This window comes from Luteibacter anthropi (assembly GCF_011759365.1).
Lineage (GTDB): Bacteria > Pseudomonadota > Gammaproteobacteria > Xanthomonadales > Rhodanobacteraceae > Luteibacter > Luteibacter anthropi.
The window spans coordinates 84,190-110,781 of record NZ_JAARLZ010000013.1 but is presented as its reverse complement, the minus strand read 5'-3'; the positions used below and the strand labels follow the sequence as shown (position 1 = coordinate 110,781).

At 60.3% G+C, this 26,592-nt stretch carries 21 protein-coding genes; 8 read left to right on the top strand and 13 right to left on the bottom strand.

Annotated features, from left to right (window positions below; genetic code table 11):
* Positions 1 to 2 precede the first annotated feature (2 nt).
* Positions 3 to 1,145: a dTDP-4-amino-4,6-dideoxygalactose transaminase gene (rffA, locus tag HBF25_RS19555; RefSeq protein ID WP_166951662.1), complete on the top strand. Its 1,143-nt coding sequence runs from the start codon at positions 3 to 5 to the stop codon at positions 1,143 to 1,145.
* Positions 1,142 to 2,626 (top strand): hypothetical protein, encoded by a 1,485-nt coding sequence (locus tag HBF25_RS19550; RefSeq protein ID WP_166951660.1) that lies wholly within the window; start codon positions 1,142 to 1,144, stop codon positions 2,624 to 2,626. Before rffA ends, HBF25_RS19550 begins: the two co-directional genes overlap by 4 nt.
* Positions 2,627 to 2,742: 116 nt before the next feature.
* On the opposite strand, the gene HBF25_RS19545 is transcribed toward HBF25_RS19550, so the two are convergent.
* From HBF25_RS19545 to HBF25_RS19520, 6 genes are read right to left on the bottom strand one after another with little or no spacing between them, the layout of a single operon-like run.
* Positions 2,743 to 3,762 carry an acyltransferase family protein gene (locus tag HBF25_RS19545; RefSeq protein WP_166951658.1) on the bottom strand — a complete coding sequence of 340 codons (1,020 nt, stop codon included), beginning with the start codon at positions 3,760 to 3,762 and terminating at the stop codon, positions 2,743 to 2,745.
* Entirely contained in the window at positions 3,759 to 4,187 is a 429-nt protein-coding gene (locus tag HBF25_RS19540; RefSeq protein ID WP_166951656.1) for a hypothetical protein, read from the bottom strand. Before HBF25_RS19540 ends, HBF25_RS19545 begins: the two co-directional genes overlap by 4 nt.
* Before the next feature lie 4 nt (positions 4,188 to 4,191).
* Positions 4,192 to 8,919 carry a glycosyltransferase gene (locus tag HBF25_RS19535; protein ID WP_166951654.1) on the bottom strand — a complete coding sequence of 1,576 codons (4,728 nt, stop codon included), beginning with the start codon at positions 8,917 to 8,919 and terminating at the stop codon, positions 4,192 to 4,194.
* The gene (locus tag HBF25_RS19530) at positions 8,916 to 10,265 is read right to left on the bottom strand and encodes an ABC transporter ATP-binding protein (RefSeq protein WP_166951651.1); all 1,350 of its coding nucleotides are present in this window, start codon (positions 10,263 to 10,265) and stop codon (positions 8,916 to 8,918) included. The genes HBF25_RS19535 and HBF25_RS19530 overlap by 4 nt, the downstream gene beginning before the upstream one ends.
* The gene (locus tag HBF25_RS19525) at positions 10,255 to 11,037 is read right to left on the bottom strand and encodes an ABC transporter permease (RefSeq protein ID WP_341778181.1); all 783 of its coding nucleotides are present in this window, start codon (positions 11,035 to 11,037) and stop codon (positions 10,255 to 10,257) included. The genes HBF25_RS19530 and HBF25_RS19525 overlap by 11 nt, the downstream gene beginning before the upstream one ends.
* Positions 11,038 to 11,096: 59 nt before the next feature.
* Positions 11,097 to 12,173 (bottom strand): trans-sulfuration enzyme family protein, encoded by a 1,077-nt coding sequence (locus HBF25_RS19520; protein WP_243853322.1) that lies wholly within the window; start codon positions 12,171 to 12,173, stop codon positions 11,097 to 11,099.
* Between the two features lie 293 nt (positions 12,174 to 12,466).
* Here HBF25_RS19520 and rfbB point away from each other — a divergent pair, with 293 nt between their 5' ends.
* The 5 genes from rfbB to HBF25_RS19495 are packed head-to-tail and all read left to right on the top strand — an operon-like array spanning position 12,467 to position 17,314.
* Positions 12,467 to 13,516, top strand: a complete 1,050-nt coding sequence (gene rfbB, locus HBF25_RS19515) for a dTDP-glucose 4,6-dehydratase (protein ID WP_166951644.1) — start codon at positions 12,467 to 12,469, stop codon at positions 13,514 to 13,516.
* Positions 13,513 to 14,397, top strand: a complete 885-nt coding sequence (gene rfbA / locus HBF25_RS19510) for a glucose-1-phosphate thymidylyltransferase RfbA (RefSeq protein WP_166951642.1) — start codon at positions 13,513 to 13,515, stop codon at positions 14,395 to 14,397. The genes rfbB and rfbA overlap by 4 nt, the downstream gene beginning before the upstream one ends.
* Positions 14,394 to 14,951, top strand: coding sequence for a dTDP-4-dehydrorhamnose 3,5-epimerase (gene rfbC, locus HBF25_RS19505; RefSeq protein WP_166951639.1), 558 nt, complete (start codon positions 14,394 to 14,396; stop codon positions 14,949 to 14,951). The genes rfbA and rfbC overlap by 4 nt, the downstream gene beginning before the upstream one ends.
* Positions 14,948 to 15,883: a dTDP-4-dehydrorhamnose reductase gene (rfbD, locus tag HBF25_RS19500; RefSeq protein ID WP_166951637.1), complete on the top strand. Its 936-nt coding sequence runs from the start codon at positions 14,948 to 14,950 to the stop codon at positions 15,881 to 15,883. The genes rfbC and rfbD overlap by 4 nt, the downstream gene beginning before the upstream one ends.
* Before the next feature lie 6 nt (positions 15,884 to 15,889).
* Positions 15,890 to 17,314 carry a mannose-1-phosphate guanylyltransferase/mannose-6-phosphate isomerase gene (locus HBF25_RS19495; RefSeq protein ID WP_166951635.1) on the top strand — a complete coding sequence of 475 codons (1,425 nt, stop codon included), beginning with the start codon at positions 15,890 to 15,892 and terminating at the stop codon, positions 17,312 to 17,314.
* A gap of 510 nt (positions 17,315 to 17,824) precedes the next feature.
* On the opposite strand, the gene HBF25_RS19490 is transcribed toward HBF25_RS19495, so the two are convergent.
* The 6 genes from HBF25_RS19490 to HBF25_RS19465 form a co-directional block, all read right to left on the bottom strand.
* Positions 17,825 to 19,168: a phosphohexomutase domain-containing protein gene (locus HBF25_RS19490; protein ID WP_166951632.1), complete on the bottom strand. Its 1,344-nt coding sequence runs from the start codon at positions 19,166 to 19,168 to the stop codon at positions 17,825 to 17,827.
* 82 nt (positions 19,169 to 19,250) lie between these two features.
* On the bottom strand, positions 19,251 to 21,080 hold the full coding sequence (glmS, locus tag HBF25_RS19485) for a glutamine--fructose-6-phosphate transaminase (isomerizing) (RefSeq protein WP_166951629.1): 1,830 nt from the start codon (positions 21,078 to 21,080) through the stop codon (positions 19,251 to 19,253).
* A 14-nt stretch (positions 21,081 to 21,094) separates the two neighbouring features.
* A complete protein-coding gene (locus HBF25_RS19480; RefSeq protein WP_166951626.1) occupies positions 21,095 to 22,465 on the bottom strand; it encodes a pyridoxal-phosphate dependent enzyme in 1,371 nt (456 codons plus the stop codon).
* A 216-nt stretch (positions 22,466 to 22,681) separates the two neighbouring features.
* Complete coding sequence (locus HBF25_RS19475; RefSeq protein WP_341778180.1) at positions 22,682 to 22,915, bottom strand: HP1242/YdcH family protein; 234 nt, start codon at positions 22,913 to 22,915, stop codon at positions 22,682 to 22,684.
* A gap of 327 nt (positions 22,916 to 23,242) precedes the next feature.
* Complete coding sequence (locus HBF25_RS19470; RefSeq protein ID WP_166951623.1) at positions 23,243 to 23,905, bottom strand: DUF4398 domain-containing protein; 663 nt, start codon at positions 23,903 to 23,905, stop codon at positions 23,243 to 23,245.
* A gap of 1 nt (position 23,906) precedes the next feature.
* Positions 23,907 to 24,431, bottom strand: a complete 525-nt coding sequence (locus HBF25_RS19465) for a DUF4398 domain-containing protein (protein ID WP_166951620.1) — start codon at positions 24,429 to 24,431, stop codon at positions 23,907 to 23,909.
* Between the two features lie 122 nt (positions 24,432 to 24,553).
* On the opposite strand from HBF25_RS19465, the gene HBF25_RS19460 reads away from it, so the two are divergent.
* Positions 24,554 to 25,636 (top strand): PilT/PilU family type 4a pilus ATPase, encoded by a 1,083-nt coding sequence (locus tag HBF25_RS19460; RefSeq protein ID WP_208392692.1) that lies wholly within the window; start codon positions 24,554 to 24,556, stop codon positions 25,634 to 25,636.
* A gap of 188 nt (positions 25,637 to 25,824) precedes the next feature.
* Here HBF25_RS19460 and maiA read toward each other — a convergent pair whose 3' ends face one another.
* A complete protein-coding gene (gene maiA / locus HBF25_RS19455; protein WP_166951615.1) occupies positions 25,825 to 26,469 on the bottom strand; it encodes a maleylacetoacetate isomerase in 645 nt (214 codons plus the stop codon).
* Positions 26,470 to 26,592 lie beyond the last annotated feature (123 nt).

Genomic DNA, 26,592 nt, shown 5'->3' with positions numbered 1-26,592 from the left:
CCATGGAAAACATTCCATTCAACAAGCCCTTCATGACTGGAAAGGAGCTCGATAACATTGCCAAGGCCCATGCCAATGGACATCTTTCCGGTGACGGCCCGTTCACGCGAAGCTGTCATGCACAACTAGAAAAAATCACGGGCAGCAACAAGGTGCTACTGACCCATTCGTGCACCGCCGCCCTCGAGATGGCCGCCATCCTTCTCGACCTACAACCGGGCGATGAAGTGATCATGCCCTCGTTTACGTTCGTTTCCACGGCCAATGCCTTTGTACTGCGCGGTGCAGTGCCTGTTTTCGTGGATATTCGAGAAGACACGCTGAATATCGATGAACGCCTCATCGAGTCGGCGATCACCAGCCGGACGAAGGCGATCTGCGTAGTTCATTATGCAGGCGTTGGATGCGAGATGGATGAAATCATGGCGATCGCTGCTCGCCATGGACTTTTCGTCATTGAAGATGCCGCGCAGGGAATTTACTCCACGTACAAAGAACGCCCTTTAGGTAGCATCGGCCATCTTGCTGCGCTCAGCTTCCACGAAACGAAGAACATCATTTCCGGTGAAGGCGGCGCACTCCTCATCAACGATGAACGCTTTATTGAAAGAGCCGAGATCATTCGCGAGAAAGGAACCAATCGCAGCCGATTCTTCCGAGGGCAGGTCGACAAGTACACCTGGGTCGATGTCGGGTCCTCGTTCCTCCCGGGTGAAATCACAGCGGCCTTCCTGATGGCTCAGCTCGATGCCGGCAAGCAAATCACCGAAGCCAGGCTAGCTATCTGGGAGCAGTACGATATGTGGGCCCGAACGTCAGGGCTTCCGGTACGGCGGCCGTCCATCCCTGACTCATGCCGTCACAATGCACATATGTACTATATGCTCATGGAAGACCTTGAGGCCCGCACCGAGCTCATTGCCAAGCTTCGTGAGCAGAATATCCAGGCGGTGTTCCATTATCTCTCACTTCATACGGCACCGGCTGGTCTTCGATACGGGCGGCCACATGGCGAGCTCCCCGTCACGCTCCGCGTCAGTGATACGCTCGTGCGCCTTCCATTCTGGCTGGGCATCGAGCCACACATGCCACGCATTACCAGTGCAATAGGATCCCTCCTATCTGCAGCACAGGCGACGCAATGAGTAGAGCATTATCTCCTACCCCTGGTTTACGCTTTTCCTTGATGGGAACTGCCAGTTGGATTCTGGCTGCGTTCTTCGTATGGTTCGTGGGTCGATATGCCTATCGCGCAGGTATTTCGGTAGCAATTGCCGATTCCTGGAACTTCATAGAAGGCTTTGTCACGCATCTGAACCACGGCACGTTGAGCCTGGATGATTTCTTCGGGAAACGTCCATTGAGTTACGACCATTCGCAACCGATCCAGCGAGCGGTATTGTGGCTGCACATGGTGCTGTTCCAGATGGACTTCGGTGTCGAAGGCGTCATCGGATGTATATTTGCTGCTGGGCTGGCTGCGTTCTGCGTATACGTAGCAAATGAACCATTTCAAAAGGCAGCACAGAAACCATGGTTCTCTGCTCTTCTCTTGGTTTCCATCTTTGCCGCAGTATTTACGCTGAATGCACGAAATGTATTCGACTGGTCGCTCGTTACGCTTGTTTTTGCCGATATTCTCGGCGCTGTGCTACTGATAGCTTACGCCGACAGATGTCGACAAAAGGGCCATCCACTGCGGCTTCTCATCGCCGTCTTCATAGGCTGCGCCCTTATGGATACCGTGGGGATTATGGCTGTAGCCGCCATATCCTTGCTTTATCTTCTCTCGTATGCCCGTCACGGAGGTGCGCGTAGCCATTGGATACTGATCGGCAGCTCACTTTCCGGCGCATTACTCTATAAAGTTCTCTATACGCTGATATTTCTTGGCGGCAATCCAGGCGGAGGCGGCTTGATCGCCAAGTTGCCCAACCTGCTCCACGGATGGAGGGAAAGCTGGAAAGTTATCGTTGTTCCTCTTGGTGGTGCCATCGTGTCACCATCGCGAATCCTCGCATTCAAGCCAGCTTATCTATGGCCATCTTTATGGCTCAGCGCTGCCGTGATGCTGTTGATCTCTGTATGGTTCTGGAAGCGATTCCTAAAGCATACGGATGAGCGAATTCCCTTCATCGCCGCAGGCCTGATGCTGATTTGCTATGGCTCAGTCGCCGGAGTCTTGCTTGTCCGGGTACCGGAATTTGGATTCGACTATCTGCTGCAACCCAGGTACGCGCTTTTTTTCACCCTGCAGCTGGTTGCAGTACTGATGATGGCATCCCATGCATGGTCCAGAGGAGCTAGCAAGACAGCACGAGGTCTGATTACGTTTGGCGCCTTGTGCGTCGTGGGCCTGTGGATAGTTTATGCAAAAGCAACCGCCATCGAGCAGCCCTACGTCAGGGCTTATAATCAGCAGATGGCAGATCAGATTCACGCCCTGTGGCTGAATCCCGAGGCCACTCCTACGCCATGCTCGGTGAACATCGTGCCATGCTCATGGACACCTCAGAAGCGTAAAGACGTCATCGGTGAGTTGACCAAGGGACCATGGAACGTATTTTCCCCGAGCTTCCGGCATCGTCATGGTTTGCGTTGGATCGAAGATAATCCAACCAAATGAATCAGGCAAAGAATAACCCCTCCCCATGACCTCAATGGGTATGCCAGCATAAAAAAAGGTGGCCAGATTTATCTGGCCACCTTTTTAATTGGATGCAGATCGACCTCAAGCCAATACTACTGCGCAGCAAGAACCGTCTCTGGGTCATGCACTCGTGGTTTCTTCTTCAATCTATGCAACGGCCGCTCGAGACCAATAGCCATTAGCAGTGAAACCACGATTGTTACCACAAATGCAGTAGCAAAGAAAACGAACGGTCGACCATAACCAAACTGAGCAAGGAAGAGGGCTCCGATCGTCGTGTGAATCAGGTATATCGGATACGACATGTCGCCCAGGAGAGAATCAATCTTGCTGGATTTGTGTGCCGTAAGGGAAAGTGTCACCCAAGCTGATAGAACCATGGAGGTATACAAGCCCACGGTCCACGGGATCCAATCCCACTTCACCCACAGGCCACCGTGAATCATCCAGATCAACAAGCTTAGGCGCGGGCGAGCGAATCGAAGTAGGTTGTCACGGTAGTGACAGATAAGACTTCCCGTTGCAAACGTCATCAGACATGGAAGAAAAAGCACGTACCTGTCGGCAAAAGAGGAAGTCTGGAATCCCAGATTCCAGGTTGCAACAGCTGAAACAATAATTGCAATCCAGGCCGTCGACGCAGACCGGGCCATGAGAGGTATGAGAAAGTACGCTCCGATTTCAACCGACAATGCGTTGGAAACGGCAACAGGAAGGCCATTATGGGGAAATACCGGAAGCAAGGTCAGTGGATTGAGCCACCCCCACCCCTCAGGCATGAAGAATTCCGGGTTGAGGCGCGTACCTTCGATACAGTTGTATCGCATCCACAGAATTACAACGATGCCAAATACAAATGCCACCAGATAGGAAGGATAGATGCGGAGAAAGCGGTTGAATGCGAAATCCCTAAGCCCGCGTCGGTCCACTCCGTACTTGTGCTTGATGACAAAAGTCATCAGATAACCACTAAGCACGAAAAAGGCCCACACTGCGTAAGCAGCATATCCCTGAACCATGTTCACCCAAAGGTGAGAGGCTGCGACAAGGACTGCCAGAAGAAAGCGCCATGCCCCGACACCAAAATGCAACGTAAGCTTGGTTTCATTCATGGCTGTTCCAGGGTTAGCGTAACGACATTGCTTCTAAGGACGTTGGCACCGTCGACCTTGTCGAGCGAGATAATCACTGCCATGGGCTTTTCGTGAATTGAATCGGGTATTTTCACAGTGACCATCTGTCCTGATATATCGCCTTTAAGTACCTGATCTCCCACATGGACGTTGATCAGACTTCCTTCTACGCTTCTATCCAGCTTGAACCACATCGCCGATAAGCCATCAGGTTGCTTGTTGAATGCAACCCCTGCCTTGGCTACACGAGGGCCGTAGTCCATCACCTGAAGTTCGGCATTATTAGCTGCGGGATGGTCGGTAGAGATATTGCTTGTCTCTTTCGGCGGAATATCGCACATCGAGTGCCCGCACCCGCTGATCAGGCCAAGCAACACCAGTAGTACGGAGACCTGGTATTTCATCACTTCACAACCCCTTGATTGGCATCGACGGAAGCTCTTGGGCCAGGGCCCTGAACACCGTTTCTGCCGAAAAATTATTTTGGATGAATATCTGCGCGGATCGCGATCGATCCAACCAATCGATGTCGTCTTCCATGAGGCTCACGATGTGCCTGGCAAACGTCTCGGCGTCATCAGCCTCGCACATGAAGGAAGCAGCGTCCGCAAGCCCCTGCATACCCGTACTGGTCGTAACCATGGGGAGCCCGTGACGCATGGCCTCGAGCACTTTCCCCTTCATTCCTCCACCAAAACGCAGAGGCGCCACGGCCACCCTTGCCTCACGATACAGTTCCTCCAGACGATCATCGGATACAAATCCGGTCACCGTGACATAGATTGACTGGAGATCGCGGACACGCTCGCTAGGGTTGGAGCCAGCCAAAATCACGCTGGCTTGAGGAAAACGCATACGAACCAGGGGCAGCACTTTGCTGACGAACCACTCGGCCGCATCCGCATTGGGCGGGTGGCCGAATCCTGCAACAAAGAGAATGCCTGAACGGGAAGATAAATTATTCCTGACACCTTCCAGGACGCCGTCATAAGCGTACAAAGGTACCGTACGGACAGCAGCATTGACGCCGTGTCGCCCCGCCCATTCGGAAACATAGGCCGACTCGAGATCGGACGGATAATAGATCCCGTCCATCTTGGTCCATAAAAACTCTTCCATTTGCTTGAATCGGGACATCTCCGCCATTCCCTCAGGCGACGGCTCCACTTTCATCTGCTCCGCAAGACGAAGATGGTGAATATCGTGTCCATAGTAGAGACGCCTCGCGTCGCTATGGGCAGCCACCGCGTCTACAAAGTTCACGCTTACGTGGGGGCGACTGAATATCACCGCGTCGATGGAACGCCCGTTCTCTGCTATCCATCGGTCAAACGCACCCACGTATTCGCCGCCATACATCACATCGATGCCTGCATCCTGCAGCGGACGAGCGTAAATTTCATCGTGCCACATGTTCTCAGGCCAGAATTTCACCGAGTAACCATGAGAGACCAGGAGCAGCAGGAGCTGATGCATTGCTCTCGATCCGGCATCGCGGTCTGGCTGCGGAATGTAATGATCAATGACCAGAACAACCTTTTTCAGCTGACTTCTATCTCGGGCCAGGAAAGGGCGATCCGCGTTCTCCAGATGATCCCGATCAAGGACATCACACCAGCGTTCACGGAACTTCTTCTGGTTCTCGACCTGATAAGCCTTGATGCCTGAATTAGTATCCGTGCCGTGCGAAATGCCCTCGTAATGCACAACCACTGACTTGGGCTCGAGAACGACCTTCAATCCTGCCGCCCGGACCTTGAAAGCAAGATCGGTGTCCTCGAAGTAGGCAGGCAAGTACAGTTCGTCGAATCCACCGAAGGATTCGAAAAGACTACGCTCAAGCATGATCGACGCGCCGGAGATGTAGTCGGTTTCGCGGGTGTAGTTGTAGATGCTCCGGGTGGGATCATCCAGGCGGCCATAGTTCCAGGCACTGGCATCTTTCCAGACGATGCCGCCGGCTTCCTGCTGCCGCCCATCCGGATACACCAGCTTGGAACCCACCATGCCGCAAGCAGGCCAGCGACGGGCGGTATCCACCAGTGAATCAAGCCAACCTGCCGTAACTTCCGTATCGTTGTTGAGGAAGTAGACGTAGTGTCCCTTTGCTTGCTTCGCCGCGTGGTTGCAAGAGCGGAGAAAGCCGAGGTTGGTCGGATTCTCGTAATAGCGCAGTCCCGGGACACCGGCCAGCGCACCAATGTCCGGGTCACCCGACGCGTCTTCCGCAACAATTACCTCAATGGACACACGCGGAAGGTTCGCGTGAATGGATTTCACGCAGGCAGCTGTATGGTCAAGCCGGCCGTATGCCGGAATGATGATGCTCACTTCGGGCTGATCCACTTGCTGAAAGGAAACTCCTTCGAGCAGATGGCGCGGATCGCCCTCGGCGTGCATGGAAATGGTCTGAAGCGGAACGATCGGCCGGCGCCGGGACATGAGGAACCGCTTGGCCGGCTTCCTGACGAAGCCAAGCGCCCTTGACTGCACCCAGCGCTTTCCTCGCAGGGAATCCACCACACCCGCCCAGTCGCCACGCAGCACGCGCATGCCGAACCGGATCGGCTTGGTCAGATGCCAGGACTTCGATGCAATGATGGTGTCGAATTCGCTTCGTGCATGTGCCAGTTCGGACTCGAGTACGGAAAGCCGGCGAAGTGCATTTCTCAGGTCATCCGCGGATGCCTTCTCACGAGAATGCGCGCGCTCAACCTCATCAGCCGCGTGGCTGTGCTCCATGCGCAGAGAAGCGATGAGTGCCTCATCTGTCTCATGTTGCAACGTGAGGGATTCGACGAGGTCCTTGCTTCCATTTTCGTTGACATAGGCACCCTGGAGGACGCGACGCAGCCGCACGAGCTCTTTTTCCAGCTCATGCGAGCGCTGTCTGGAATTCTCCAGCGACACCTCCAGCTGCTCATTCCTCGAGGAGAGTTCGCCGATACGCTGCTGGGTGGCCATGAGCTCACCGCGAAGCTCGTCTGACACCTGTGAATCAACAGTCACGCTGCGTTCCAGCGCTGCAATGTCGGCAGCAAGGCGATCGCCTCGTCGTTTCGCAAGGCCAAGATTACGGCGTAGCGTCACCACTTCCAGCATGTAGGCACCGAGGGTAGCGCCATCGACGTCGCCTTCATCCTCAGCCAGCTGGATCAATGCATCCAGTCGCTCCATCGCCAGTTCGACCTGCGAGTCGAGGCTCTTTGCCCAGGTCGCCACTTCTTCGTGTTCCGCCACGAGGCCCGCGTACCGGCCCCTGACGTCGCTCAGCTCCGAATCCACCTGATGTGCCCATGCGGCCACCTTGCCATGTTCGGCAATGAGATCATCATGATGCGCCTGCAGGCTCGCCAGGTGCTCCTCGACATCGCGCATATGCGAGATGGCCGGTACCAGTGAGCCCTCGACCTGGGAGGACACGGAAACGGGCAGCCTGCCTTCCTCGAACATCTGCAAGGTCAGGCCGGAAGGCTGCGCCGTGGCGGCTTCCTGGAAACGACGCTCCATCTCGATATAACGATCGATATCAGACGGGAGCAGGAGCAGGTCTGCCCCTGTTTCACGCATGGCATCTGCTACAAAATGGGCAACCTGGGCGTGTCGTTCGTCATAGGGTCGTGCGACGGACACACACCCGGACACAACCTCGAGCAATCCACGAAAGGCCAGGTAACCGAGGGATATCGCTTCTGAGAACTCCCACTCGAGATCGATGAAACGCGACTGGCCATCGGATTGCTGGACAAGATTGTGGGGTACCAGGTCCAGCACATTGCCAGGAAGCATCAATTCGGCGCTGTAACTGGACGCACGTAGCGTATCCAAGTCAATGCCGACATGCAGGGCGACCGCATCGAGCCAACCCCGCACCCAGTTACTCACATCGGCGATGCGCCAGCCATCCTGCAGCATAATTTCGTAGATGCTTTGGGAAACGGTGTTTCCACTCAAATACGATTCGTCGACCGGGCGGCATGTAAAGCCCCCGATCTCGCGCGCCTCGCTGTCGGCAAGGAACCGTCGCCTGACCCAGCCACCGCCTTCACCGCGCTCGAAGCGCGCTTCCTTGACGAAAGCACGCCGGCGTTCGACGGAGAAGTGATATCCGGATACGGCATCATTCGCTGGCCCGAAAGGCTGTGCCGCCGCCGCATTGTGGGCAACGACAAGGAATGAGTTTGCCATGTCGACCAGCAGCCGGTTCTGCGCTATGACCGACCAGGTGCGGTCAATGGCGAACAACGGAGGCCTTCCCAGCTGAGGATCCTTGATGGCCGATGCTGCAGCCAGCGCGGCGCCTCCATCGAAACCTGGCATTGCGTCGTCACCCTGGGCGAGCAATACCGATGTAGGTAGTTTGTAGTCGGGGAAAGGCAATGCAAAGGCCACGTCGACAAAGCCTGCATCGCGCATCAACGCCTCGATGGCATCGCGCCCGTAGGTCCGCGCGCCACTCTTGCCGTAGAGATCGGAGAGTCCAAGCATGGGCCGGCCGAGGTGATCCTCCGGAGCGCCGGCGAAGTACTTCAGCCCGAGCTGATTTTCGATGGCGACAAGCAGGATGCCATTTGGCTTGAGCAGACGACGCGCGCAGGCGAGCCAGTGAGCCGCCGCATCCGGACGATCCGAGAAGCGCTCCGCGTATTCGAGCACGCCGATGAGCGTCACCACGTCGAACGAAGCACTGGTCTGGAAGGCCTCGAGGTTATCGACCACGAGACTGACGTTGGGCAGGTCTTCGCAACGCTTGGCAGCCACACGGGCACGACGGGGCGAAGGCTCGATCGCGACAACCGACGCGGCCGTTTCACCGAGATAACGTGTGATCGCACCACATCCGGCCCCGATCTCAAGGACATCGCCCTTGAGCATGTCCGCGAGAGGGCGGAGCAGATTCGCGCGGCGGGCGCTCAGATAGTAGCGCGTCGGCCAATCCGTGATCCTTGCCGCCAGCTCCGGCGAAAGCACCGATCGATCTGCGCATTCCGCGATAAGCCGGAAGAGATTCTCTTCAACGGCTTCGCCGTCGGAATAGGCCCACTCGTGGACCTGGTCGGCACGGAGCCAGCATTGCGAGGCTTCGTCGAACCGATAAGCCTCGAAGCTGTTGGTCGAATCGATTGGATTATTCATAGGAACTGCAACCTGGCGCGTAGATCGGCAATGCCGATGAACGGATTGTCGGGCTCGACGCAGACGTGGATCGAGTCGTAACGACGGTCGTGGGGCACTGCCTCGCCACTGCCGTCACGGCTGGCGATACCGATCGACAGGAAATAATCGCCAGGGGCGCATTTCATGGGGATCTGGCAGAGCACCACGCCGGAAACACCTTCTTCACCCACAAAGCAGGATTCATCCGTCGGTGTCATTTCCGTATTGGTCCCATAGACCGTCAATCCTTCCTTGGTTTTTAGCGTGATGCCCAGTATCGGCCGCGTTATCGCTGCCTTGAACCGGTAACGGACGTAAAGTGCCAGTTCCTGGCCGCTGCGCAGCGTGGGCGGGAAGGCCTCGTCTCCGGAGAACAGGGCGAAATCCATGAGCTCGGCGCGTCCGTCCCCCCACCGATGCTCATAAGGATTATACGAAGGGCGTGTCTCGAACAGGCTTTCGTGGCGCTCGCCGAACGCTGCGTCAAGGCTGGCAAGCTGTTCATTGACCGGTGCTTCGCCCGCATGCTCGCCAGTACGAGGAGAGGTCTCCACCCGCTGACGTCCGTAGAGCAGATCGAGGTAGCGGTTGACCACGGGACGCGGCTCACCATCGTCGAGCTTGTGTCCGTGGTCGATCAGGATCGCACGATCGCAATGTGTCACCACCTGCTCGGTGGAGTGCGTCACGAGGAGAATCGACGTCCCGCGCTCGCGCAGGGTCTTCAGGCGGGCAAAGCACTTGGCCTGGAAGCGTGCATCGCCGACAGCCAATGCCTCATCCACGATAAGTACATCCGGGTCGATCTGCGCCTGCACCGCGAAAGCCAGTCGTACCGTCATGCCGCTCGAGTAAGTCTTGACCGGCTGGTGTACGAAGTCGCCAATGTCCGCGAAGGCGAGGATGGCATCAAGGCGGGCGTCGACGTCCTCCCGGGATAGGCCCAGCAGTGACGCATTGAGATAGACGTTCTCCAGGCCCGTGAATTCCGGATTGAATCCGGAGCCCAGTTCAAGGAGAGCCGCCACGCGACCATCGACGCTCACCGAGCCGCTGGTAGGCGTGACCGTACCGGCGATGATCTGCAACAATGTTGACTTGCCCGAACCGTTACGGCCGATGATCGCCACGCATTCGCCACGGCGCACATGGCAGGACACGCCATGCAGCGCCCAGAATTCCTGGAAAAAGCGTGCCTCTCGGCCACCGGTAACGCGGCGGGCTCCCGATGCCAGCATCTGCTTCAAGCGATCGGCGGGCTTGGCATAGATCTCGTACCGCTTGCTGATGTCGCGGACGTCGATGACCAGATCGTCAGATGACATCGGCAAATCCCTTTCGTGTGGCATTGAACACAAGCCAGCCGAACCAGGCCACCACCAGGGATACCGTGGCGTAAACCAGGGTATCTTCCAGTGTCGGCAGCTGCCCCCACAGGATCAGGCTCCGCGACGTCTCCACGACGTAGGTCAATGGGTTAAGCGAAAGCATCCAGCGATAGTCCGCCGGCAGGCTGCTGCGTGGATAGAAGATGGGGGCAAGGAAGACCAGCGAGGTGGTCAACACCATCATGATCTGCTGCGTATCGCGAAAGTACACGCCCAGCGCGGAGAACAACCAGGTGACCCCGGCTGTCATCGGCAGAAACAGGAGGAGTGCCAGCGGAAAAAGTACTGCCGTCGACGCCACGTGCGTGCCCGTCGCTACCAGGGCAACGATGAGCACGATGCTACTGATCAAGGCATGGAACAGGGCGGTTCCCACAGTGACCCAGGACAGCGTTTCCAGGGGGAAAATTACTTTCTTGACGTAGTTCGGATTCGACGTGATCAATATCGGTGCCCGATTCAGGCACTCGGAAAAAAAGTTGCTGACGATCAGGCCGATGAACAGGATGATGGCGAAATGAACATCGCCGGTCTCGGCAGCCGTCCAACGCGACTTGAAGATATAGCCGAAAACAAACGAATAGATCGCCAGCATCAGCAGCGGATTCAGGAAGGCCCAGAAGATGCCCCCCATGGAGCCGCGATAACGGCCCGATATGTCCCGGCGACACAGCTCCCACACCAACCTTCCGTGGCGAGCCAGCGACACGTACGGCCCCAGCGGATGCAGAGGCACACGCAGCGCGGATGACTTCAGTCGGACTCCTGTCATGCCAGGACGGACTCAAGTTCGTCACGCAGGTCGGCCAGGTCTTCCACGCCGACGGAAAGACGGATCAGGCCATCGGAAATGCCCAGGCGCTTGCGCGTGGCCGGCGGAATGGACGCGTGCGTCATGATGGCCGGATGCTCGATCAGGCTCTCCACGCCACCGAGCGATTCGGCCAGGGCAAAAAGCTCGCAACGCTCCAGGACCTTGCGTGCGCGGGTCTTGCCGCCCTTGACCTCGACCGAAATGATGCCGCCGTAGCCGTCCATCTGCCTGCGCGCCAGGGCGTGCTGCGGATGGCTGCGCAGGCCGGGGTAGATCACGCGCTCGATCGCCTTGTGCTTCTCGAGCCAGCCGGCCAGTTCCAGAGCGCTCTCGCAGTGCTGGCGCATGCGCAGGTGCAGGGTCTTGAGACCACGCATGGCGAGGAAGGCGTCGAACGGGCCGGCCACCGCGCCAATGGAGTTCTGCAGAAACGCCATCTGTTCGGCCAGCTCCTGATTCGCCGCCACCACCACGCCGCCGACGATGTCGGAATGTCCGTTCAGGTACTTGGTGGCGGAATGCAGCACCAGGTCGGCGCCGGACTCGATGGGCCGCTGGAGCATCGGCGAGCAGAACGTGTTGTCGACCACCAGGATCAGCCCATGCTTGCGGGCAAAAACAGACAGCTTGGCCAGATCCACGAGTTGCAGCATCGGATTGGTCGGCGTTTCCGCCCAGATCATCCGGGTATTCGGTTTCAGCGCCGCCTTCAGGGCAGCGGTGTCGTTGAGATCGATGAAATCGAATTCCAGACCGGCCGTACGGCGGCGTACGCGCTCGAACAGGCGATAGGTGCCGCCGTAGAGGTCGTTCATCGCGATGACGTGGCTGCCTGCGTCAAGCAGTTCCAGCGTGGTCGAGGCAGCAGCCAGCCCCGAGGCGAACGCAAAGCCGGTCACGCCCCCTTCAAGGGAGGCTACGCACGCCTCATAAGCCATGCGGGTGGGATTCTGCGTGCGCGAGTACTCGAAGCCCTGATGCTTGCCCGGGCTGCTCTGCACATAGGTCGACGTCGCGTAAATGGGCGTCATGATCGCGCCGGTCGACGGGTCGGGACGCTGCCCTGCGTGAATGGCACGGGTTCCGAGTCCATGACCGGAGCGGGCATCTTTCTTGTAAGCCGTTCTTTTCACTTGAAATAGTCCTGGCGATTCATGAATCGTTCAACCCCCGCCCCTTGTAAACGGCGCTACATATTACACTTGGCGCCTTACACTCCGCGGTTTAGAGGCACGACGATACGGAATGCGTTCCGTCCGTGCCATGAACGCGGTTCCGGGCGGGCATGGGCCCGCCAAGAGCAGCACGGACGACCAGAGGTTTTATGAAGACATTGTTGGTAACGGGCGGCGCCGGTTTCATCGGTGCGAATTTCGTACTCCAGGCCATTGCCGACGGCCTTCGCGTGGTCAACCTCGACAAGCTGACCTACGCTGGCAACCTCGGCACGCTTGCATCCGTTGACGACAATGAACGCCATACCTTTGTTCAGGGCGACATCGGCGACCGCGAACTGGTGCGCAAGCTCCTGGCTGAACATCGACCGCAGGCTATCGTCAATTTTGCGGCCGAATCCCACGTCGATCGCTCCATCGACGGCCCGGCCGCCTTCGTCGAGACCAATGTGGTCGGCACGCTCGGCCTGCTGGAAGAAGCCCGCGATTTCTGGCGCGCCCTCGAAGGTACCGAGCGCGACGCCTTCCGCTTCCTGCACGTCTCCACGGATGAGGTTTACGGTTCGCTTGGCGCCGAAGGCATGTTCACGGAAACCACGCCGTATGCCCCCAACTCGCCCTACTCCGCCAGCAAGGCGGCTTCGGACCATCTGGTCCGTGCGTTCCACCATACCTATGGCCTGCCGACGCTCACCACGAACTGCTCGAACAATTATGGTCCGTATCAGTTTCCCGAGAAGCTCATCCCGCTGACCATCCAGAAAGCCCTGAAGGGCGAGGCGCTACCGGTCTACGGCGACGGCAAGAACATCCGCGACTGGCTGTTCGTGGGTGATCACTGCTCGGCCATCCGCCGGGTGCTCGAGGCCGGCCGGGTGGGCGAAACCTATAACGTGGGCGGCAATGCAGAGCAGGAAAACATCCACGTGGTGAAGACCATCTGCCGCATGCTTGATGCGCGCCAGCCGCTGGCTAGCGGCGAGCCTCGCGAATCGCTGATCACCTTCGTGCGCGATCGCCCGGGCCACGACCGTCGTTACGCCATCGATGCCAGCAAGCTCGCCGGCGAACTGGGCTGGACCCCGACCCAGACCTTCGAATCGGGTATTGAGGCCACCGTCAACTGGTATCTCGACAATCAGTCGTGGGTCGGGTCGATTCTCGACGGCAGCTATCGCATGGAGCGCCTGGGCGCATGACCACCAAGGGTATCATCCTGGCCGGTGGTTCCGGCACCCGGCTGTATCCGATCACCCAGGCGGTCAGCAAGCAGCTGCTGCCGGTGTACGACAAGCCGATGATCTACTACCCGCTGGCAACCTTGATGCTCGCGGGGATTCGTGATGTGCTCATCATCAATACGCCCCACGAGCAGGCCCTGTTCCAGCGCCTGCTCGGCGACGGATCCCAGTGGGGCATCAACATCACCTACGCCGTGCAGCCCTCCCCGGATGGCCTGGCGCAGGCATTCCTGATCGGTCGCGATTTCATCGACGGTAAGCCGAGCTGCCTGGTGCTGGGCGACAACATCTTCTATGGCGTCGGCCTGACAGACCGCCTCAAGCGCGCAGCCAGCCGTGAGCACGGTGCCACGGTCTTCGGCTACTGGGTCCGCGACCCGGAACGCTACGGCGTGGCGGAATTCGCGACGGACGGACGGGTCATCGGTCTCGAAGAGAAGCCGGCGAAGCCGAAGTCGAACTATGCCGTCACCGGTCTCTATTTCTACGATCAGCGTGCCTGCGACTTCGCCGCCGAACTCAAGCCCTCGCCCCGCGGCGAGCTTGAAATCACCGACCTCAACCGCTGCTACCTCGAGGACGACTCGCTCATGCTCGAACAGCTCGGTCGCGGTTATGCGTGGCTGGATACGGGTACGCACGACTCGCTGATGGAAGCGGGCAATTACATCCAGACGATCGAGAACCGGCAGGGCCTCAAGGTGTGCTGCCCGGAAGAAATCGCCTTCAACAATAAATGGATCGATGCCGAGCAGGTGCTTGCCCTTGCCAAGCCGCTGGCCAAGACCGGTTATGGCGAATACCTCCACAACCTTGTCGGGCACGGTCTGGTTAAATGAAGGTCACCGAAACATCCTTGCCCGGCGTCCTGGTCATCGAGCCCAGGGTGTTCGGAGACTCCCGTGGCTTCTTCTACGAGAGCTACAACGAGAACGCATTCCGCGAAGCGGGCATCGACCGCCGTTTTGTCCAGTCGAATGTCTCCCGTTCGAGCCGTGGCGTGCTCCGCGGGCTTCACTACCAGTGGCCGCAGCCCCAGGGCAAGCTGGTAAGCGTGCTCGAAGGCGAGGTCTATGACGTCGCCGTGGATATCCGTCACGGCTCGCCAACTTTTGGCCAGTGGGCAGCGGTGATGCTCACCGCGCAGAACCACCGGCACTTCTGGATACCGGAAGGCTTTGCGCACGGGTTCTGCGTCGTCTCCGAGCATGCGACGTTCTCGTACCAGTGCACTGACTTCTACGCTCCGGCAGCCGATGGCGGCGTCCGCTGGAACGATCCGGCACTGGCCATCGACTGGCCGGTGACGGATCCGGTTCTTTCGGAGAAAGACACCAAGGCTCCCCTGCTATCCGAGGTAGCCCCCGGGCGCCTGCCGGAGTACGTGCCTTGAATATCCTGTTGCTGGGCGCACACGGGCAGCTCGGACGCACGTTTCTCAGCCATGGCGGCCTCGGCCGCCGCGGTACGCTGTTTGCCGGCAGCCGTAACGGCCAGGCACCTGAAGGCGTCCGCGGCGTGGTGGCGGACCTGTCCGCGCCCGAAGCGCTTGCGGCGCTGCTCGACGAAACCGCACCGCACGTCATCGTGAATGCGGCCGCCTATACCGCCGTGGACAAGGCCGAGCAGGAAGAGAGTGCGGCCGCCATGGTGAACGCCACTGCCCTGGCCTACCTGGGTCGCTGGGCTGCGGAGCATGGTGCCCTGCTCGTTCATTATTCGACGGACTACGTTTTCGACGGCACGGCCTCCCTGCCCTACCCTGAAGACGCACCAACGGCCCCTGCAGGTGCCTACGGCCGTAGCAAGCTGGCAGGTGAAGAAGCCCTCCGCGCCACAGACGCCCCCCATTACATCTTCCGTACTGCGTGGGTGTACTCAGCAGTCGGCCAGAACTTCCTTCGCACGATGCTTCGGCTCGGCGCGGAAAGGGATGAAATCAGGGTCGTGGCCGACCAGCATGGCACGCCCACCGACACCGGGCTGATCGTCGAGGCCTCGCTCGTGGCCATCGATCGCTGGCTTGCCAGTGCGGGGCCAGTGCGGAAAGCCGTTGAAGGCACCTATCACCTGACGGCGGGCGGCGACACCACGTGGCACGGCTTTGCCGACGCGCTGCTTACGGCAGCCAGTGAGCGAAAGCTCATTTCCCGTACGCCCCGGGTCATTGCCATCACGACGGCCGACTACCCGACACCGGCGCGCCGCCCGGCATACTCGGTGCTGGATACTCGCCATTTCGCCCGTACGTTTGCATTCGACATCCCGCACTGGAAAACCGGCCTGGACCAGGTCCTGACCTCCCTTTCCGAACCCACGGAATAACGTCCCATGCTCATTCCCCTTATTCTCAGCGGCGGTAGCGGCACGCGCCTGTGGCCCATTTCGCGCCGCAATCTGCCCAAGCAGTTCCTGTCGCTCGCCGGGACCGAAACCCTCTTCCAGCAGACCGTGACCCGTGCCAGCAAGCTGCCGGACACCGGAGCGCCGATCGTGGTGGCCAGTGATGACCACCGCTTCCTGGCTGCCGAGCAATTGCAGGAATTGAAGGTCGACGGCGCCAGCATCCTGCTGGAGCCGATGGCTCGCAACACCGCCCCGGCCATCGCCGTGGGCGCCCTGCGGGCACTCGAAAAGTCGCCCGATGCCTTGATTCTCGTGCTGCCGGCCGATCACCTGGTGGGCGATGACGCATCGTTCTCGGAAGCCGTGGCCAAGGCCCGTGCCTCGGCGGAAGCCGGCTGGCTGGTAACCTTCGGCATCCGCCCTGATCGCGCTGAAACCGGCTTCGGCTACATCCGCCGCGGCGAAGGCCTGGATGGAAGCTCGTTCAAGGTCAGCCAGTTCGTTGAAAAGCCGGTGCTTGCCACGGCAGAAGAGTATGTGCGCAGCGGCGAATATGACTGGAACTCCGGCATGTTCCTGTTCCGGGCCGCACGCTATCTCGAAGAGCTGGGTATCCATGCTCCCGCCATGCTCGATGCTGCGCGGGCGTCGTACGCAAAAGCCAACGTCGATCTGGATTTCGTCCGGCTGGATGGCGAGTCGTTCGCCGCTTCACCCAGCGACTCCATCGACTACGCCGTGATGGAAAAGACCTCCCAGGCCGCCGTGGTGCCGGTCAGCTGCGGCTGGAGCGACATCGGCTCCTGGGACGCCCTGTGGATGGCTGCCGGCAAGGATGCCCACGGCAACCATGCTGAAGGCGATGTCATCACGATCGACACGAAAGGCTCCTTCATCCGCTCGCATGATCGCCACCTGATCGCCACCGTCGGCCTGGACGACGTGGTCGTCGTCACCACGCCGGACGCCACCCTGGTGGCCCGTCGCGATGCGTCCCAGGACGTAAAACGCGTCGTCGAGGAACTGAAGGCCGCCGGTCGCACCGAACACGATCTGCACCGCGTCGTTCGGCGCCCGTGGGGCATGTACGACTCCCTCGAAAACGGCGACCGGTTCCAGGTAAAGCGTATTGTCGTGAAGCCCGGTGCCGCACTCAGCCTGCAGATGCATCATCACCGCGCCGAACACTGGATCGTCGTCAAGGGCGTGGCAGAGGTCACGTGCGACGACAAGGTGTTCCTGCTCGCGGAAAACCAGAGTACCTATCTGCCGCTGGGTAGCAAACACCGTCTGCGCAACCCGGGCAAGGTGCCGGTGGAACTCATTGAAGTTCAATCCGGAAGCTATCTGGGAGAGGACGATATTGTCCGCTTCGATGACGTCTATGGCCGTGCCGGCACCGTAGGCTGAGCCGACAGTCGGGCATAAAAAAACCGGGAGCCGCGGCTCCCGGTTTTTTTATGCGTGCTTTTCTACCTGTATGCGTCGCACTCAATCCAGGAACTGGATCAGCCCTTGGCCTGGCGTCGGTCACCCGCCGACATGGCAGCCGGCTCGTAAGCGCTGACGAACTGAGTTCTGGAACGGGGCGTGGCGCCAAACGGTACGATAGAACAATTCAATGCCGACGACGCAACCGCCCGCATCTCGCGGCGCTTGCGGGCAGCGTCCAGATCGTCCCGTAGTTCAATAAGCCCGCGGACAAACGAGTCCGAAAGGCGGCCTGTCGGCCTCCAGTGTTTCACTTCTATGTTCACTATCCCTGCCCTGTATGAACATTGTTGTGACAATGCTTGTGACAATGATCACACTACAGGGCAGGAATGGTAAAGCGATTTTTTGCCGTATTTGCCATACAGGCCGTAAAATTTCGGTCATCATGCGGTCATCTACGGCGAAAAACGTCATGCAATTTCGTCGTTATTTCTCAATAAGCTCCGAAATTTCCTTCGTTTTTTGTTCCATCAGCAGGGTATCGCCCCTCGCCTCGACGTTGAGTCTCAACAAAGGCTCCGTATTGGACGACCGGAGGTTGAAGCGCCAGGCGCCGAAGTCGGCGCTCACACCATCCACCCGCTCCAGCGCGGGGTTGTCCTGCTCATAGAAAGCCAGGACCCGCTCGACCGCGGCGCGAGCATCGCTCACCACGAAGTTGATCTCGCCGCTGCACGGATAGGCCGCCATCCGCTCGGACAGCATGTCAGCCAGACTGAGCCCCGTCTTGCAGATCCGCTCGGCCACGAGCAACCAGGGAATCATGCCGGAGTCGCAATAGGCGAAATCACGGAAATAATGGTGCGCGCTCATTTCGCCACCGTAGATGGCGTCCTCGGCCCGCATGCGCTCCTTGATGAAGGCGTGGCCTGTCTTGCTCTGGATCGGCAGCCCCCCCGCCTTTTCCACCATGTCGATGGTGTTCCAGGTGAGGCGCGGATCGTGGATGACTTTGGCGCCGGGGTGCGTCTCCAACAGCTGGGCCGCCAGCAACCCTACGATGTAGTAGCCCTCGATGAACTGGCCTTCCGCGTCGAACAGGAAGCAGCGATCGAAATCGCCATCCCAGGCAATGCCGAAATCGGCGCCATGGGATTTGACCGCGTCTGCCGTTGCAGCACGATTCTCAGGCAACAATGGATTGGGGATGCCATTGGGGAAGCTTCCATCCGGCTCATGGTTGATCCGGATGAATTCCAACGGAAGATGCGCGCTTAGCAGATCGACGATGGCACCCGCCCCACCGTTGCCCGCATTGACCACCACCTTCAGTGAACGAAATGCCTGTGGATCGATGTAGCCAAGCAGGTGGCTGATGTATGCCGACTTGTCGTGATCATGCAGCACCTGACCACGTGTGCCCGCCGGCTCGCCAAAGGTGTTCTCTTCCACCAGTCGCTCGATATCGCGCAATCCCGTATCACCGCTGATCGGACGCGAGCCCTCGCGGACCAGCTTCATACCGTTGTAATCGATGGGGTTATGGCTGGCGGTGACCATGACGCCACCAGCCACCTGACGATGGAACGTCTGGAAGTACACCTCTTCCGTGCCGCACAGGCCGATGTCGATGGCATCGCGGCCTTCGTCATTCAGGCCACGGATCACCGCGGCGGCAAAGGCGGGGCTGTCGCGACGAATGTCGAATCCCACCACGACCGCCCCCTCGCCCACCGTCCGGGCGAACGCTCTTCCGAGCCGATAGGCGATGTCTTCGTTCAGCTCATCCGGGACGCGGCCACGGATGTCATAGGCCTTGAAGCAATTCATGGCGGTCTTTCCTTGGAAAAACCGCCATTCTGGTCCGGACGCAAGCAGGACTCAACTCGGCAGGAGTGTCCCGGGCGACCGGTTATTCGACCGTCACCGATTTGGCCAGGTTTCGGGGCTGGTCGACGTCGGTGCCGCGCTGCACGGCCACGTGATAGGCAAGCAGTTGCATCGGTACGGTGAAAACAGCCGGCGCGATGAGGTCACCGCCACCATCGACCCGCACCATGGCCACGTGCTGCGTGCCGTCGTCCATTTCGGCGCGCTCGTCCGCAAACACCACCAGTTCGCCGCCACGCGCGCGCACTTCCTGCAGGTTGGACTTCAGCTTGTCCAGCAGGGGGCCGTTGGGGGCTACCGCCACGATGGGCATGTTCTCGTCGACGAGTGCCAGGGGGCCGTGCTTGAGCTCGCCAGCCGGATACGCCTCTGCATGAATATAGGAAATCTCCTTCAGCTTGAGGGAGCCTTCCAGGGCAACCGGATACTGCGCACCACGACCCAGGAACAGCGCGTGGGCCTTGGTGATGAAATGATCGGCAATCTTCAGGATCTGCTCTTCACTCTTCAGCGCATTCTCGATGTAGCGCGGCAGTGATTGCAGTTCCTGGCAATGTGCCAGGTACTTTGCGTGATCCAGGCCACGGCGGCGTCCGAGATCCAGCGCGAGCAACGCGAAGGCCGTGAGCTGCGTGGTAAAAGCCTTTGTGGATGCCACGCCGATCTCGGGGCCCGCACGGGTCATCAGACGCAGGTCGGACTCGCGCACGACGGACGACTCAGGAACGTTGCAGATGGCGAAAGTGGCAAGATAGCCACGCCGACGCGACTCGCGCATGGCAGCCAGGGTGTCGGCGGTCTCGCCGGACTGCGACACCGCGACGAAGAGCGTGTTCTCCGGCACCACGACCTCGCGGTAGCGATACTCGCTCGCTACCTCAACGACGACCGGAATCCTGGCGAATTCCTCGATCCAGTACTTCGCCACCATGCCTGCGTGATAGCTGGTACCGCAGGCGACGATATGGATGCCGCGGGTCTTGTCCAGGATCGGGTCGGCGTCGATGCCGAAGATGTTCGGCAGCACGCCGTGCGGGCCGATGCGGCCTTCCAGGGTATCGGCCACCGCACGCGGCTGCTCGAAGATTTCCTTCTGCATGTAGTGACGGTATTCGCCACGCTCGACTGAATCTGCACTGATTTCGCTTTCATGCGCAGCGCGGTCCACGGGAGTACCGTTGATATCGAAGACTTCCACGCCATTGCGGGTGATCTCCACGATGTCGTCCTCTTCCAGGTACATCATCCGGTTGGTGACCTTGATGAGTGCCTGCGCATCGGAGCCCAGGAAGTGCTCACCGATACCGATGCCGACCAGGAGCGGACAGCCGCGACGGGCACCGACGATACGCTCAGGCTCGTCCAGGCTCATCACGGCAATGGCGTATGCGCCTTCGAGTTCACGAACGGCAGCCGTGACCGCCTCGCGCAACGACTTGCCTGCCTGCACATGCTCGTCGATCACGGCACCCATGACTTCGGTATCCGTTTCCGAATGGAACGTGCGCCCCTTGGCCCTCAGCGAGTCACGCAGCGTCGCGTGATTCTCGATGATGCCGTTATGCACGATCGCGATACGGCCCTGCACATGTGGATGCGCATTGGCCTCGCTGGGAACGCCATGCGTCGCCCAGCGGGTGTGGGCGATGCCCGTACCACCAGGAACCGGATCGGCGTCGTACAGCGCTTCCATTTCACGCACCTTGCCCTTGGCGCGGACACGGCGGATCTGTCCGGCATCGGCGATGGCCATGCCGGCGGAATCGTAGCCGCGGTATTCGAGCGCCTTGAGGCCGGCGATGAGGATAGGGGCGATATCGCGCTGGGCGACGGCGGCAACGATTCCACACATGGCGGCAATCCTTCTTAGTTGACCTTGCGGCGCAGGTAATTGAGCAGATCGATGCGGGTAATGAGGCCGAGGAACTGCTCGCCATCAACAACGATGGCCACGTGACCCTTTTCGAACACCGGCAGGAGCGCTTCGATGGGGGCGGTCACCTGGAGCATTTCAGGCGAGGCGATCATGGCCGTGGAGACCGGATCGCGGAATTTCGATTCATCGGCATGCACGTGCAAGAGCACGTCGGATTCATCGAGGATGCCGACGATGCGATCGCCATCGACTACCGGGAGCTGCGAGACGTCATAAAGCTTCATGCGGTTGTATGCCGTGACGAGCAGGTCGTCCGGCTTCACCACCACGGTGTCGCGCTGCGCGTAGGGGCGCAGGATCAGGTCGCGCAGATCACCATAGCGCTCGCGTTCCAGGAAGCCGTTGTCGAGCATCCAGTAGTCGTTGTACATCTTCGACAGGTACTTGTTGCCCGTGTCGCAGACCAGCGTCACCACGCGCTTGGGCGTCGTCTGCTCCTTGCAGTACTTGAGTGCGGCGGCAAGCAGCGTACCCGTGGACGAACCACCCAGCACGCCTTCCTTGCCGAGCAGCTCGCGCGCCGCCATGAAGCTCTCCTTGTCGGTGATGGCATAGGCCTTTTTCACCAGGGAGAAATCGCTGATCGACGGCAGGAAATCCTCACCGATGCCTTCGACCATCCAGCTGCCCGACTTCTCGGACAGGATGCCCTCGTTGATGTACTGCGCAAGGATCGAGCCGACCGGATCGGCCAGCACGATTTCGGTGTTCGGGGAGTGCTCTTTCAGGTAAGCGGTGAGGCCGCTCATCGTGCCGGAAGAACCGCAGCCGACCACGATGGCATCGACCTTGCCATCGAGCTGTTCGAGGATTTCCGGGCCGGTGGTCTGCACGTGCGCCAGCGGATTGTCCGGGTTGCCGAACTGGTTGATGAAATAAGCACCTGGCGTCTCACGCGCGATGCGCTCGGCCATGTCCTGGTAATACTCGGGGTGGCCCTTGGCTACGTCCGAACGCGTGAGCACCACCTCGGCACCCATGGCCTTGAGGTTGAAGATCTTCTCGCGGCTCATCTTGTCGGGCACGACGAGGATCAGGCGATAGCCCTTCTGCTGCGCGACCAGCGCCAGGCCCAGGCCCGTGTTGCCGGCGGTGCCTTCAACCAGCGTATCGCCCGGCTTGATCTTCCCGGCGCGCTCGGCGCCCTCGATCATCGACATGCCGATGCGATCCTTCACCGAACCGCCGGGGTTGGCGCTTTCCAGTTTCAGGAACAGTTCGCAACAGCCGGCATCCAGGCGCTGTGCGCGCACCATGGGGGTGCGGCCGATCAGTTCGAGGATGCTGTCATGAACACTCATGGATACTCCATTGGATAAGTCGGCAGGGCCCCTTCGACCCCGCACTCAGGGCGCACATGATAAGGGGTCGCGCGCTCGCGCGATGCCCGTCATCCGGCCGAGGAAAAACGGTCTAGCACAGACCACGCGGAAGTGATCCGGTTCCTGCTGCACGCGCACAATAAAAAGGGCGCGTTTCCGCGCCCTTTCTTCGTATTGCTGTACTGCGGAATAAATTCAGTGTCGTGGTGCGTTCCAGGAATCCCACATTCTCTGGAGTTGGTTCTTCGCCTGCAGTTTCTCCAGCTTCATCCGCGTCAGTTCCTCGTCGCTGAGGGGTAGACACCCCCGGCCTGCGTTGTCGAGCTTGTCGTTGAGTTCCTGGTGACGGAAATAGAGACGACGGGTGTCCTTATCCTTGTGGATGAACTTTTCGACGTCGTCACGCTGCTGGTTTTCGAACATAGCCATGCTCCTCGCGTTGGGGCCGGGCCCGTTGGGCCGGTCGTGAGGGGAGCCATGCGGGCACGGCTTCGCATCGGAAGTGGGTTCGCTCGCGATGCGGTGTGCCTGGGTAACGTCACGCATGCTCCGAAGATCCCGTCACGCGTTTTTTCGGTGACGGGGGATCGAAGCTACTCCCCTCGATGAGGGGGTGCAAGAGCGAATTTTCGTAGAGGCACGAAAGAAAAATGGTTTCTTAAGCAAACACTTACATGGCGCTAAAACCAGCACACCCTGGCGCGGGCCGCCCTGACGGGCGGTCGCGCGCAGGGCGCGCTCCTACACAAGCAACGGTTAGTTGCCGGTGGATTTTTTCTTCTTGGGCGTGCTGGTAGCCGGGGTGCTGGCAGGGGCGCCGCTGTCGGAGGAGTTCAGGTCACGCATGGCGCGGGCGGCGGCTTCGGCCAGGGCGGCCTGCTTCTTGGCGGCGTTGGCCACCTTGGCCTGGGCTGCGGCGACCTGGCGGGCCTTCTCGCCCTCGGCCTTGGCCTGGTCCAGCGCCTGCGAGTACTCCACGCCCTGCTGCTGCAGGCGGGCGGCCTCTTCCTGGATCATCTGGTTCTGCATGCGCTGCTGCTCAAGCTGGCGACGGGCCATCTCGGCGTCGAGGCGGCTGGCCTCCAGCAGGATGGCGTCGTGCTCGCGATCGAGCTGGGCCGTCTTCGACTGGGCGTCCTGGAGCTGGGCGGCCGCCTTGGCGATGTCCACGCGGCGCTCTGCGATGTACAGGTAATGGGCGTGCTGCTTGTCCTTCGGCTTGAACTGGGCCATCTGGTTGATGGCCTCGCGCGCCCGGGCCTGCTCGGACTGGGCATAACCACCGAGGGTGGGGTCGCTGGAAAGCTGGTCGAGGCTCGAATTCAGCCGGCGGACGTCGAGGTCGTCCGTGGCGGCGAAGACCGGAGAGGCCACGGCCGCCAAGGCCAGGGCGGAGAACAGGATGGTCGTGCGCTTCATCTCAGCGGCCTCCCTGGTCGTTCAGGGGCTGGGTCTCGCCACCCGGGGGAGGCGGAGGGGTGTTGGTGGCTTCGGGCAGGACCGTCTCGGTTTCCTGCACGTTGTTCGGAATCGGCACGGTGTCATTCGCGTGGTTGTCGATCATCTCGACACGCATGCGCGAGTTTTCCTTGCTCTTGGACTGGTTCTGGGCGCGGGCAGCACCCAGGCGGGCCTTGGCACGAGCCAGTTCGCTGTCCACGCTGGACTCGTCGGCCAGGAGGGCCGCCTCGTCGTATTTGCGGCTGGCCATGGCTTTCTGCGCCTGGGAGAATTTGCCCTGGGCATAGTCGAGGTCGACCGGGGCGTAGTCGCCCGCCCCGGCATCGCGGGCAGCCTGGAGCTGGGCCAGGGCCTGGTTCATCACGCCATTGGGTGGCGGCGTGCTGGCGCAGCCGGCCAGCGTGGCAATCGCGAGGCCCAGCGCGGCCGTGGCAAGGAGCCGGCGGCCCCGGTACAGGGCGTTCGACGGCAAGTTGTGCACCATCACTCGTTCCTCTTACAGGTTTGCGAGATATTGTCGATATACAGGGTCGGAGAGACCTCTCGTCTCGATTGTAATGCGAACGCCCGGGGGTTTAGGTGGATATTGGTTATTTCCTCAAGCTAATGGTGGACAAGGGCGCGTCGGACATGTTCCTGACGACCGGTGCCCCGGTGAACATCAAGGTGGAGGGCAAGCTTTACCCGCTCGGCAATACGGGTCTGCCGGCGGGAATGGTCAAGAAGATCGCCTACTCCCTGATGGACGAAGGCCAGGTGCCCCAGTTCGAGCGCGACCTGGAACTGAACATGGCCCTGGCCGTGAAGGAAGCCGGACGCTTCCGCATCAACGTGTTCAAGCAGCGCGGCGAGATCGGCATGGTGATCCGTGCCATCAAGAGCGAGATCCCCTCGCTTGAGGAACTGCGCCTGCCGGCGATCTTCCGTGAGCTGGTGATGGAGCCGCGCGGGCTGATTCTGGTGGTGGGCGCCACGGGGTCGGGCAAGTCCACCACCCTGGCCGCGATGATCGACCACCGCAACCAGAACACCCCGGGACACATCCTCACCATCGAGGACCCCATCGAATACCTGCACCGGCACAAGCGTTCCATCGTGAACCAGCGCGAGGTGGGGCTGGATACGCACAGCTATCACGAGGCCCTCAAGAACGCGATGCGTGAGGCCCCGGACGTGATCATGATCGGCGAGATCCGCGACACGGAGACCATGGAGGCGGCCATTGCCTTCTCCGAGACGGGCCACCTGTGCCTGGCCACCCTGCACTCGAACAATGCCGACCAGACCCTGGAACGCATCCTCAACTTCTTCCCCGAGTCCGCGCACAAGAACGTGCTGATGAACCTGGCGCTGAACCTGCGCGCGGTCATCAGCCAGCGCCTGGTGATCGGCAAGGACGGCCGCCGCGTGCCGGCCGTGGAAGTACTGCTGAACACCCCGCTGATCCGCGACATGATCCGTCGCGGCCAGATCCACGAGGTGAAGGACGCCATGGATCGGAGCCTGCAGGAGGGCATGCAGACCTTCGACCAGTCGCTCTACCGGCTCTTCAAGGACGGGCAGATCACGCTGGACGAGTGCCTGGCCAAGGCCGATTCGCGTGACGGGCTGGCGTTGAAGATCCGCCTGTCGGAGGGTGCGCCGGGGAATGAGTTTGCGTCGAGTGATCCTTATGGGATCGGGGTGTGATGGTTGCTGGCTGAATGATCGTCGGGGGTGACCTGGCGCGCGCCGGGGGCATGGATGTTTATCGTTTCTATGGTCGCGCGCAGGCGCGCTCCTACAGGTGTGCGGTGATCCTGTAGGAGCGCGCCTGCGCGCGACCGGCATCCCGACAACGGCCCGACACCCTCATCCGACACGATCGGCGATGATCTTCAGGGCGCGTCCGGCTGCGCCTCAGGCGCGGCCTTCTGAAACGCCTCCAGCGCCTGGCACGCCTCCACCACGCGCCGAATATTCGGGTACGGCGCCAGATCCAGCTCCCAGCGCACGGCGTTGTAGTACTGCGGCACAAGGCAACAGTCGGCCATGGTCGGGCTGTCGCCGTAACAGAAATGTCCCTGCGGCCCTCGCTCGAGCAATGCCTCGATGCCATTGAAGCCATTGCCGATCCAACGTCGGCACCACGCCGCTTTGGCAGCCGCATCGGCACCGTAGGAGGCCTCAAGCTCCTTCAGCACGCGCAGGTTGCCCAGCGGGTGGATATCCGTGCCCACGGCCAGCGCCAGCTCACGCACGCGCGCCCTGCCCTGCACATCGGCGGGCAGCAGGGCCGGCGTGGGCCGGGTCTCCTCCAGGTACTCCAGGATCGCCATCGACTGGCGGACCACGACATCGCCATCGACCAGCGTCGGCAGCTGGGCCTGGGGCGAAATATCACGGTAAGCGGGCTTCAGGTGCTCGCCACCGTCGTTGACCAGGTGGATCGGGCGCGGCTCGTAGGCCAGCCCCTTGAGGTTGAGGGCGATGCGGACGCGGTAGGCGGCGCTGGAGCGCCAGTAGGTGTAGAGGGCGAGCATGGGCGTTCCTGCCTGGGTGAAACCCGATTCTATGTAGGAGCGCGCCTTGCGCGCGACCGGTAGGGCGATCACGGTGGTGCACTACTGCCCTCCCGGTCGCGCGCAAGGCGCGCTCCTACAATG

What these genes read in the sequence shown, in the direction of transcription:
- rffA (WP_166951662.1), top strand. Translation starts at nt 3, where the DNA reads ATGGAAAACATTCCATTCAACAAGCCCTTCATGACTGGAAAGGAGCTC.
- HBF25_RS19550 (WP_166951660.1), top strand. Translation starts at nt 1,142, where the DNA reads ATGAGTAGAGCATTATCTCCTACCCCTGGTTTACGCTTTTCCTTGATG.
- HBF25_RS19545 (WP_166951658.1), bottom strand. Translation starts at nt 3,762, where the DNA reads ATGAATGAAACCAAGCTTACGTTGCATTTTGGTGTCGGGGCATGGCGC.
- HBF25_RS19540 (WP_166951656.1), bottom strand. Translation starts at nt 4,187, where the DNA reads ATGAAATACCAGGTCTCCGTACTACTGGTGTTGCTTGGCCTGATCAGC.
- HBF25_RS19535 (WP_166951654.1), bottom strand. Translation starts at nt 8,919, where the DNA reads ATGAATAATCCAATCGATTCGACCAACAGCTTCGAGGCTTATCGGTTC.
- HBF25_RS19530 (WP_166951651.1), bottom strand. Translation starts at nt 10,265, where the DNA reads ATGTCATCTGACGATCTGGTCATCGACGTCCGCGACATCAGCAAGCGG.
- HBF25_RS19520 (WP_243853322.1), bottom strand. Translation starts at nt 12,173, where the DNA reads ATGACGCCCATTTACGCGACGTCGACCTATGTGCAGAGCAGCCCGGGC.
- rfbB (WP_166951644.1), top strand. Translation starts at nt 12,467, where the DNA reads ATGAAGACATTGTTGGTAACGGGCGGCGCCGGTTTCATCGGTGCGAAT.
- rfbA (WP_166951642.1), top strand. Translation starts at nt 13,513, where the DNA reads ATGACCACCAAGGGTATCATCCTGGCCGGTGGTTCCGGCACCCGGCTG.
- rfbC (WP_166951639.1), top strand. Translation starts at nt 14,394, where the DNA reads ATGAAGGTCACCGAAACATCCTTGCCCGGCGTCCTGGTCATCGAGCCC.
- HBF25_RS19495 (WP_166951635.1), top strand. Translation starts at nt 15,890, where the DNA reads ATGCTCATTCCCCTTATTCTCAGCGGCGGTAGCGGCACGCGCCTGTGG.
- HBF25_RS19490 (WP_166951632.1), bottom strand. Translation starts at nt 19,168, where the DNA reads ATGAATTGCTTCAAGGCCTATGACATCCGTGGCCGCGTCCCGGATGAG.
- glmS (WP_166951629.1), bottom strand. Translation starts at nt 21,080, where the DNA reads ATGTGTGGAATCGTTGCCGCCGTCGCCCAGCGCGATATCGCCCCTATC.
- HBF25_RS19480 (WP_166951626.1), bottom strand. Translation starts at nt 22,465, where the DNA reads ATGAGTGTTCATGACAGCATCCTCGAACTGATCGGCCGCACCCCCATG.
- HBF25_RS19475 (WP_341778180.1), bottom strand. Translation starts at nt 22,915, where the DNA reads ATGGCTATGTTCGAAAACCAGCAGCGTGACGACGTCGAAAAGTTCATC.
- HBF25_RS19470 (WP_166951623.1), bottom strand. Translation starts at nt 23,905, where the DNA reads ATGAAGCGCACGACCATCCTGTTCTCCGCCCTGGCCTTGGCGGCCGTG.
- HBF25_RS19465 (WP_166951620.1), bottom strand. Translation starts at nt 24,431, where the DNA reads ATGGTGCACAACTTGCCGTCGAACGCCCTGTACCGGGGCCGCCGGCTC.
- HBF25_RS19460 (WP_208392692.1), top strand. Translation starts at nt 24,554, where the DNA reads ATGGTGGACAAGGGCGCGTCGGACATGTTCCTGACGACCGGTGCCCCG.
- maiA (WP_166951615.1), bottom strand. Translation starts at nt 26,469, where the DNA reads ATGCTCGCCCTCTACACCTACTGGCGCTCCAGCGCCGCCTACCGCGTC.